Source organism: Microvirga sp. KLBC 81, assembly GCF_003075415.1.
GTDB lineage: Bacteria > Pseudomonadota > Alphaproteobacteria > Rhizobiales > Beijerinckiaceae > Microvirga.
Window position 1 is genome coordinate 1 of the sequence record NZ_QDAH01000126.1, and the last position, 10,065, is coordinate 10,065.

The 10,065-nt window shown below is 57.4% G+C and carries 8 protein-coding genes; 4 read left to right on the forward strand and 4 right to left on the reverse strand.

Annotated elements, in window-relative coordinates:
* Positions 1-34 precede the first annotated feature (34 nt).
* The 3 genes from DC522_RS30880 (at position 35) to DC522_RS30895 (ending at position 5,277) form a co-directional block, all read left to right on the forward strand.
* Entirely contained in the window at positions 35-1,054 is a 1,020-nt protein-coding gene (locus DC522_RS30880) for an IS110 family transposase (RefSeq protein ID WP_205769854.1), read from the forward strand.
* Between the two features lie 266 nt (positions 1,055-1,320).
* Positions 1,321-2,361 (forward strand): IS110 family transposase, encoded by a 1,041-nt coding sequence (locus tag DC522_RS30885; protein ID WP_116532308.1) that lies wholly within the window; start codon positions 1,321-1,323, stop codon positions 2,359-2,361.
* Between the two features lie 2,158 nt (positions 2,362-4,519).
* A protein-coding gene (locus DC522_RS30895; RefSeq protein WP_371680945.1) for an IS5 family transposase occupies positions 4,520-5,277 on the forward strand; the annotation gives its coding sequence in 2 pieces (ribosomal slippage) (positions 4,520-4,850 and positions 4,850-5,277; 759 coding nt in all).
* A 1,280-nt stretch (positions 5,278-6,557) separates the two neighbouring features.
* Here the strand turns inward: DC522_RS30895 and DC522_RS30900 are convergent.
* The 4 genes from DC522_RS30900 to DC522_RS30915 all read right to left on the reverse strand — a co-directional run bounded on the left by DC522_RS30900 (position 6,558) and on the right by DC522_RS30915 (position 9,574).
* Positions 6,558-7,232, reverse strand: coding sequence for a response regulator transcription factor (locus tag DC522_RS30900; RefSeq protein WP_116532311.1), 675 nt, complete (start codon positions 7,230-7,232; stop codon positions 6,558-6,560).
* A 251-nt stretch (positions 7,233-7,483) separates the two neighbouring features.
* A complete protein-coding gene (locus DC522_RS30905; RefSeq protein ID WP_245444705.1) occupies positions 7,484-7,885 on the reverse strand; it encodes a response regulator transcription factor in 402 nt (133 codons plus the stop codon).
* Positions 7,886-8,752: 867 nt separating this feature from the next.
* Positions 8,753-9,007, reverse strand: a complete 255-nt coding sequence (locus tag DC522_RS30910; protein ID WP_133239423.1) for a hypothetical protein — start codon at positions 9,005-9,007, stop codon at positions 8,753-8,755.
* 78 nt (positions 9,008-9,085) lie between these two features.
* Complete coding sequence (locus tag DC522_RS30915; protein WP_116532313.1) at positions 9,086-9,574, reverse strand: response regulator transcription factor; 489 nt, start codon at positions 9,572-9,574, stop codon at positions 9,086-9,088.
* 153 nt (positions 9,575-9,727) lie between these two features.
* Here DC522_RS30915 and DC522_RS30920 point away from each other — a divergent pair.
* The coding region (locus DC522_RS30920) for a transposase (RefSeq protein WP_245444706.1) at positions 9,728-10,065 on the forward strand (338 nt) is incomplete at its 3' end.

Consider the following 10,065-nt stretch of genomic DNA (forward strand, 5'->3'; position numbering starts at 1 on the left):
TACCGTAGCATGGTGGGCTCTGCCGTCAGGCCGAATACCCGATCTGGATCTGGCTAAACACATCTTCCAGGTGCACGTCGTTGATGCCGCCGGCCAAGTCGCGGTGCGAAAGCGGTTGCGCCGAGCCGAGGTGCTGTCGTTCTTTGCTGATCTGAGCCCGTATTTGATTGGCATGGAAGCGTGTGCGACCGCCCACCACTGGGCCCGTGAGCTGATCAAGCTGGGGCATACAGTCAAGCTGATGCCGCCGGCTTATGTCAAACCTTACGTCAAACGCGGCAAAACTGACGCGGCCGATGCCGAGGCGATCTGCGAGGCGGTCACCCGCCCGAACATGCGCTTTGTCCCGATCAAATCCGCCGAACAGCAGAGCGTGCTGACGCTCCACCGCATGCGGGCTCTTCTGATCCGCCAACGCACTATGCTGGTCAACGCCCTGCGCGGGCATCTGGCCGAATACGGCATCATTGTCGCTCAGGGGATCAGCCGCATCCGCGAGTTGATCCAGCTCCTGACCGACGAGAGCGTCGATGCCGTGCTGCCGCCCCTGGCTCGTCGGGCTCTGGCGCCTCTCGTGGACCAGTTGCTCGATCTGCAGCCACGGATCCGAGCTCTGGAAGCCGAACTCCTGGCTTGGCATCGGCTGAGCCAGGAGAGCCGCAGGCTCGAGACGATCCCGGGCGTGGACTTCATCACCGCCACAGCCCTCGCAGCGACTGTGACAGATCCCTCGCAGTTCCGCTCCGGCCGGGAGTTTGCCGCCTGGCTGGGACTGACACCACGGCCGAACTCATCGGGCGGCAAGGAGCGGTTGGGGCGGATCTCCAAGATGGGCGATGGCTACCTACGCACGCTGCTGGTGGTCGGTGCTACGGCCGTCATTCGCTATGCTCGTACGAGGACAGCGGCGGACACAGGCTGGATCAACAGTCTGCTGAGCAAGAAACCAGTGCGGCTAGTCTCGGTGGCGCTCGCCAACAAGACGGCCCGGATCGCCTGGGCGCTTCTGGCCAGAGGAGAAGTCTACCGATCTCCTGCACCAGCCGCCGGTTGAGCACCGCCGCGGGTTGAGGTTCTCAGTTTGGGAAGGGTGATGAATGACGTGATGCAAACCGGTCGAACCGGGATTAGGAAAACCCGCGGCGTTGTCAGAGCCTTGAGCTCGATAATGTGATTGGGACCTGATCGGCGGACTTCCATCAGATGGGGTATTCGGCTTGAGCCCCATCTTCGACGGATATGCATGAAGGTGTTGTGCTCCGAGCCAATGCTAGCGTGGGAATTGTTCAACCCGCACCGCATCAGGAAAGGACGCGCAGCATGAAGCACTACGCCGGACTGGACGTGTCTCTCAAGGAGACTTCAATCTGCATCGTGAACGAGGCGGGTTCAATCTGCCGCGAGATGAAGGTGCCCAGCCATCCCGAAGACCTCGTTCGGGCTCTTCAAGATCCCGCATGGCGGCTGGTCCGCATCGGCCTGGAGGCTGGACCTTTGTCGCAGTGGCTTTTCAGTGGATTGGCGCCAGCAGGCCTGCCGGTGGTCTGCATCGAGACCCGGCATACGAAGGCGTTCCTCAAGGCGCAGGTGAACAAGACGGACCGCAATGATGCTCGTGGCATTGCCCAGATGATGCGGGTCAACCTGTTCCGGCCGGTGCACATCAAGACGCTGACAAGCCAACATCGTCGTGCCTTGCTGATGGCACGCAAGCTGCTGCAGGAGAAGGCGGTCGCGATTGAGAACGACATTCGCGGTCTGCTGCGTAACTTCGGCCTCAAGGTTGGCATGACCGGGGCTGTGGGATTTGACGTCCGGATCCGGGAGCTCGTAGACGGCAGGCCGGAACTGGCAGACATCACCGCCTCCCTGCTCGCCGCCAGGCAGATGTTGCGGGAGGAGTTGTCCCGCCTCCACCGGAAAGTGCTGGAGATCACCCGAGAGGACGGTGTCTGCCGGCGCCTGATGACCATTCCGGGCGTCGGGCCAGTTGTCGCCCTGGCGTTCACCAGCACCATCGATGTGCCGGCCCGCTTCCGAAAGTCGAAAGCCGTTGGACCTGTCTTGGGATTAACGCCAGTGCTCAAGGAGTCCGGGGAGAGCAAGCGTGTTGGGCAGGTCTCCCTCTGCGGGGATGGAATGATGCGAGGGTTGCTCTATGAAGCCGCCCAAGTCCTGCTGACGCGGGTGAAGAAGTGGTCCTGGCTGAAGGCATGGGCGATGAATGTCGCTAAGCGGCGCGGCATTCGGAAAGCCATTGTCGCGCTGGCGCGGCGCTTGGCTGTCCTCATGCACCGGATCTGGAGCGATGGAACGGAGTTCCGTTGGACGAAAGATCCTCGAGTGCAGCCATCCCTTTGATCGCCCGTTAGGGAGAAGACACCGAAGTTCCGCCTGCCGGTGGAAAGCTGTCCCTCGCAGGACGATGGATGAAGTAAGTTCGTGCTGGCCTTTGCGTCGATTGCCACGGTGATCAATGCGCTCATCAGATTGTGCTGCCTCATCCTTCTAATCCCATCATGGGAGGGCAAATGCCGATCCCGGAGAGAAGCAAGAGCTCGCGAGGAATGCGCTATACCGAAGGGTTGAAAAGAGAATGCTTGACGTGGAGGTGCCGAATAGAGAAGGGCCAGCGGTCAGATGACCGCACCAACAGGCCGTACATATGACCGCACCCGACCATTTTGCAGATACGTTCAACAAAACCCTTGCCGGCAGGGAGCGTCCACATATGACAACGCCGACATGGCCCGGAATACGGTTGTTCTGTCGTAACATCAGCCTTTTGATCTGACACAGGGCAGATCAGTCCAGAGCCGTGTAACAGGACAGGGAGAAAGGGGCCGCGCAAAGTCTTACGACTATCGGCGCGGCCCTCGGCCCGTAGTTGCCCCCACGGGTACTCAGTTATGAGGTTACGTTTCCACGCTTTTCGAAGAAAGCTCTCGCCTAAGGAACAAGAGGGAAATTACCCGAAAAGAGCCGCAGGTTTAGTTCTATTCTCGTTTATCTCGATAAGATCGTTGTATAGATTGACACGCCTCGATGAGGTCACAAAGCGACGAACTGCGTGTGCGCCAGATGTTTTTGCGCCCTGTCGTGCTGGACCGTGAAGCACCTCTCAAAGCGTCATGCGCTTTCATTTTCTTAATCGACACTCAAGAGAGTATCGCCTCATGCTACCCGCCATGGAGTACATGACGGACCTCTCGTCAGGCTTCGAGCAAGAGATCGCTTCCGTTCTTGAGGCGGACCGCCATTTCATGGCTCTGCGTAATATTTGAGGTGAACGCACGCTCACTGACATAACGGAAGCTTTCATCCGGAGGGTATATCGGCGCGAACCCGCGCACCGCTCGCAAAAAATCCCGGTCAGGGGCAACCTGCTTATACCCCGCGCACGCCCGCCTATACCAATGTGTAATCGAAGCAGCCACGCAGACAATTGGTGTGAAAAGCGGACGCAATCATCATCACCTAATGTCGACATAACCCCTTGCGATCGATGTTGAAAGCATTCGTCGTCGCTGCGGGCGAAGCACGAACTGCGCCGAGCCCCGGCCTGGGAGAAGAGGAGGCTTCGATGAGGCGTGCTGAAACTTGGACGGTCTTCGATAACGTCTTAGCCGTCGCGGGGACGATCGTTGTCGTCGCGGCCCACTTCTGTTCCGTTCGCTCTCACGCTGAGGAGGGACATTCTCCCAAGCATCAAATGGCGCACGGCGCGTATCACCATCTCTATAACGGATCATCGACCGGCCGTCAAAAACTCCAGCTGCTGTATTAACCAGCACTGCGCTCCCTCTAAAGCGAAGTGGGATAGTGTCAGGAAGCGTTGAACTGCTCTCAAATACCGTGAGTGGGTGGACATTCCTCCAAGCAAGATCGTCTCGCGGGACCGAGTGCCTGATAGACTGGGCACTGAACCGCACCTGCGCACTCCACCTCCTTCATGGTCCGTATACGGCAAGGATGAGGTGTTCTGTTTCATCAAGCCCGGCGGCGAGACTCAAGAACGCGGTGAGGTTTCAATGAGGATTCTCAACATCGCGACGAACCCCTCGAATGTGCCGAACCCGCGGCTCAATCATCGTAGCCAATGTGCGCACTGCAGGAGGTCCTACGTGTTCCGGCGCGGCATCCTCGCAAGGATTGAGCACGGGACGGAGATTGAGTGTGACGAGGACGGTTGTCGATATTTGAAGCGAGGGGTCAAGTTGTATTCCTACCATTCCCTCAAGTGTTTCGTTGCGATGATCGAGCCAAGCGGGCACGCATGAGGGCGATGTCAAGTTTACGAGAAGCACTCACCTAACATCGTCTCGAAAACTCCTTGCGCTGAGGAAAAATTCAATGCCTGCGCTATGCGAAAATCGATCCTTTCGGGCGTCCGATCGCTACTCTCTGTATCGTAGCATCACCTCCGTAAATCCCAGTCTAGGTAGGGAACCCATACAAACCATTGGCCCCATTTAGGTTTGAACCTCCTGATTGAGTCTGGCTGATCAGGAGGAGTGTCATGGCACGCCTGTTTTGGTTATCGGACAGAGCTTGGGCTGCGTTAGAGCCGCATCTGCCGCATGGCCGCCCGGGCAAGCCACGCGTGGATGATCGGCGAGTGATCAGCGGCATCCTGCACGTGCTCAAGACCGGCTGCCGCTGGCGGAACGTGCCGCCCGAGTATGGTCCGGCGACCACGGTCTACAACCGCGACAACAGGTGGTCGCGCCGCGGGCTGTGGCAGCGCCTGTTCGAGCAGGTGGCTGCGTCTGGGCGCGTGCCGCAGGAGTTGTTGAGCGACACCTCGCACGTGAAGGCACATCGCTCGGCCTCTGGTGGAAAAGGGGGGAGTGGGAGCAAGCAATCGGGCGCTCACGCGGCGGGCGCACCTCGAAGATCCATTGCCTGGCCGATGATCGTGGCCGACCGGTTGCGTTCGCGCTGACACCCGGCACCATCGCCGACATCAGCATGGCGCTGCCGCTGCTGAATGCTGCTGTCCGGCCGAGGCGGCTGATCGGCGACAAGGCTTATGACGTGGACAGCCTGCGCCGCTGGCTCAAGCAGCATCGGATCAAAGCGGTCATCCCGTCGTCCGCCAATCGTACCGCGCCATATCCGCTCGATCGCACCGTCTATCGCCGACGCAACCTAATCGAGCGTCTATTCTGTCGCCTGAAGAACTGGCGGAGGATTGCAACACGCTACGATCGGCTCGCCCGAAACTACCTCGCGGGCTTGGCACTCATCGCCGTCACAACAGAGTGGAGCAAATGAGTCCTCTACCTAGGACAACGCTTATCTAGCTGTCGTATTGCAATCGTGTCCTCATACTCTCGACCTTTACGCTAAGCAGGAAAACACACTATAGTTATGTTACCCCGCTTCGGCTTCGCCAAGCGCGTGGATGATACAGTTGCCCGCGCCATGACCATCCTTCGATTCCGCGAAGATTACGCAGCCAAAAGACCAGCTTCTACGCTGACCTCTCAATCTCCAAAGCCCATTCCTATCCGGGCAAAGCAGTAACTTCTCTCGACTCCAAAACATCTCAAGAACGCGCTGCGATTGCGTGGAAACTGCGTGGGATCGGAAGGGCTGATTCCCTAGGACTGGTTGTGCTCGTCTGGAAAGGCGTCCCATGCTGCTGGGGCGGGCCTGATGTACCGGCCGCCGTACTCGCCCGACCTGAACTTGATTGAGCAGCGGATACAAGTTCACCTAAATCGAACTTGCTATCGTGCGCCGGTGCCCCTTGGCGGTATCCCGGAACTGCGTGCAAGATATTGTTTTACGTCATACGATTGGAAAAGTTTATCAATGGCAAACCACTGCGTTGAGACCACGACATTATCGGTCACGAGTCGCGGATTCTTACCAACGCTGGGGCATCCAACCGGGCGACGAGGTCGGACACAGAAGGCATGGCAACTGGCTCCCTCCCCTGCTCGTAGGCGGCCAGAACGCGCTCCAATAAATCAGCTTAATAGGAGCAGGGCATGGTGGCCTACCATCCCAACACCTTTCCAACGCTCAGCAAGCGGCTTTGGATTTAAACCAGTTCGAAATCCGCTTTGTTTGCTCTTCAGGTTCGCGATATCTGTCATCTGCACCATGCGCCTTACTCAGATGGCAACGCCTGGAGAAGAGCAGCGAATGCGGGCAGCTCAGACTGTGCCATGGATATGCCAGACGACCGTCTCGGCGTTCAGAACGCCTGCTCTCCTTGTAAGAACTCTGGGTATCAGTGGGAGGTCTACCGTTAGCGCATCGTGCTGAAAGTGGATCCGGCTTTCCGCATCCGACGAGGCGCTATCGCTCTATCGCAAATCCTGACTACAGGCGGGATGGATAGTGTCGCATGAACTCGAGTGTGACAACACACTGGTGACATCCAAGCTGGCGCAGCGGGCCATTGTCCGCTCCTGCTCTGTTGGACGGGTCAGATTGTGACCTGATCCGCGTGTCCGTCAGAGCCCTCGTGCTACCCGGGATTGCACGATATCCAATATGACACCGCCGACTAATGAGGTTGAAGTTCACCCCTCAATTCTTGCTTAGCACTTCTCTGGTCGAGACCTGCTTTGAGATGGGTCAACTCCGAGCATTTCTGCCATTCTTACCAGATCCGCCAACGAACGCGCACCCATTTTGCGCATGACTTGACCCCGATGGATCTTGACGGTGATTTCGCTGAGCCCCAGTTCACCTGCGATTTGCTTGTTCATCAGACCGGTCGAGACAAGGCTCATCACCTCCCGCTCTCGTTGTGTGAGAGTATCAAATTTGGCGTGAACATCCGAAAGCTGTTTATCCGATTGCCGTCGTTGGCGGTCTCGCTCTAATGCTAAAGTCACGGCATCCAGCATGTCCTGTTCGCGGAAAGGTTTGGCCAAAAAGTCAACGGCTCCGGCCTTCATAGCCCTTACCGACATCGGGATGTCGCCATGACCCGTCATGAAAATGATAGGAATATGAATGTTCGCTTTGGCCAATTCAGCCTGAAAGTCGAGACCACTCAGCCGTGGCAATCTGACATCGAGCACGAGGCAACTTGGTACGTCAGGGAACTTGTACTCCAGTAACTCCGCTGCGGACCCGAACATGCCGACTTTAAATCCGACTGAGCGAAACAGGCTTCCGAGCGCTTCCCGCAGGGATTCATCATCATCGACGATGAAGATGATCGACTCCTCTGCACTCACAGTCGGTAGGGTTGAACGGCTTGGCATGAGGCTCCCCCTCCGACCACCAATCGATCACAGTCGAGAATAGCATCTAAAAGGCCAATAGAGGAGGGCCGAACGATCTTAAGTACCGCAAGGTTCATGCTTGCGGTTGCCACTTCCGGATCCATTCAAGCTCGGCAGTACACCAGGGGATCGCGGGTAAAGTAGCAAATAATCTTGGCTGATTGCGATGGATCGCTGGATGCAAATTGTTTCTCCCCGACCAGTTGGTCCAAGCTCGCTCTCGCGACGCACTATCCAGCCGAGCCTTCCGTAATACCCCCACCCCTCTCAGTCAGAGCTCGATCAAGACAGCTGATCAAGGCTTGTTCATCAAACGGCTTGCTTAGCAAACTGACGGCTCCGGCGTCCCTTGCAAGCCTGGAGACCGCCTCCTCCGGAAACGCCGTCATGAAGATTACGGGCATCTGAAGACCCTTGCTCACGAGGCGGCGTTGCAATTCAAACCCGTTCATACCCGGCATTTGAATATCCGTAATCAGACACGAGGTATCGCTCAAGTGGGGCGATTGCAGGTAGTCCTCAGCCGACGCGAACGTGTCTACAACGTATCCGAGCGCTCTCAGGAGGCTCCTGATTGCGTCCCGGACGGATTCATCATCGTCGACAATTGAAATGACTGGAGCCTTTTGCACGCGGCTAATCCTCCAGCGTGCGAGTGATACGGAAGCTGTGATCATGAACACTTGGGAGTGATACAAATACGCCTCGACGATGGAAGGAAGAACCATACATAGGTTTAGCTGTGGAGCGATTTCGGCAGCTCTCGAATTGTATCGCCCTATCCAGACCGGGACTTTGCGAGGCTCCAAGAGGCCGTTCATTTAGCCGCGCCCGGGAAACCCAGCAGCGTTCTCCTTCGTCTGACCGCCTTTCATACGAGCGAACACCAGTATACAGGTCTCATAGCTTGAGACGTGTCTCCGTAAACCAATTCCGGATTGATCATTCACTTTGGCGGTCAGATATTGTTTGGATTTCCCTCCCGAGTGCCATCCCAACTTAGGACTGCGGTGCTGGATCACTCCCTCTCCACGCGCAGCTCTTTTTTGCCTAGTCGCTCAGCAGGGATCATAAGCGGCATTCGCCAAGAAGCATTACTGTGCCACACCCGCTTACCGGGATCTCGCTTCAATGAAGATCTGGCCCGCTCGATCAGACACATACCTGCGCTTCAGCGGCCCTGCAGCTCTCCACCTGTGGAGATGGCTGATCGCGAGGATCATTATGGCGCGCCTGTTCGGAATACCCGGCAGCGCTTAAGCTATACTGGAGTCGCCTTTACCCCGCAGCCGACCCGTCCCGCTTGCACTGACACTCGGCAACATTGCCAATATCGGAATGGCCCTGCCGTTGCTGAGCATCGCGATCTGATCGGCAGGTCAGCAGTGAGTTCGCGGATCCAACACTCATCGTCGTGACGCCGGCGCGAGGCGTAATTTAACCATCTGCCGGGATCGTCGGACATAAAACTTGGCCTCCGCCTTCGGGTTTACAGCCCTTCAATGGTAGACTTCCCCCAGCTGTTTCACCTGCACGATAAAGCCTACGGCTTTTGACACATCTTCTTCGTCCAGTTCAATGAGCCCGCGCCTCTCAACTGGCGAGCAGAACTGTTCGACGATCGCTGTTCGCGAGCCGCTGCTATCCATAGGCATGAAAATGAGCCGGACGTAAGCCCAAATTAAAAGTTGCTCCATTTGGTCATAGGACAGCTCATGAGAGAAAGCGCTGTCTGGATCACTGTTATGGACCACGACATTCGGGGGCTCCGCCGCAGTCGCGTTCTACTTTCAATCTTGCCAAAGAACGGCAGACCCGTGGCGTCCGCAGGGTCAAGCGGCGCGGCGACGTCCGCTCAATTCTGCAGCGATAGTTTCCTGACCCTGCTGCAGCGTCTCGATAAGATCGCGCATTGTTTTCGAGGCCAAATCCACTGTAGATTCTCTCAGGACAATGTCGCCGCGAGCGGTGAACCGGGCATCGTGCGCAGCGATCACCGCGGGGCGGTCGGGATGGGTTTCGCGATACTCATCTGCCAAGATCCAGCCGTCGATCAGGCCGGCAAGAACAGCACGGCTGTAGAGCCAGCCGATTTCGTGCGACCGGCGTCGCAAGATGAAGAAGGCTTCCTCGCCTGTACCCGCTGTGAAAACCTTGTAGCTCGCGGAACGGAACTGCTGTGCAAGACGCTCGCGAAATTCAAGGTTGCTATCTACGATCAGGACGCAGTCATTCGGCACTAGGTTCATAGCATCCTCCTGCCGGCCTGCTTCGGCGACATCCGTCGGCGAAGTTGCTCTGGAGAGCATTGCGATGCTCATAAGCTAGAGGTTCCTCAGGTGATGTTCGATTGTCTTCATGGGTACCATGATGGTCAGGATCGGTTGAGAAGGTGATGCCTTCGTTTAGGGTGAGCTATACTTTGGTCTTGCTTCGGAAAATTGGAGAGCCTCTCATGAAGCAGGAGGATCTCCATGCCCCAGACACGCTTTACGAAAGAATTTCAGGATGAGGCTGTTCGGCTCGCCTTGACCAGCGGCCGCAGCCGACGGGCGATTGCCGAGGATCTCGGTGTCGGCCTGTCGACCCTGCGTCACTGGATTGATCGCCGTCGCGAGCGCGAGATCGACGCTCCGCCCGAGGAGCGCCAGGAGGATATGGCCACCGAGCTGAAGCGGCTGCGGCGCGAGAACGAGATCCTGCGCCAGGAGCGGGAGATCCTGAAGAGGGCCACGGCTAATGGCATGGACCGGCCGTGCTCCCGGGTGGAGCATAAGAGGACGGGATTAACCCGCAGCCACGGAGCCATGCC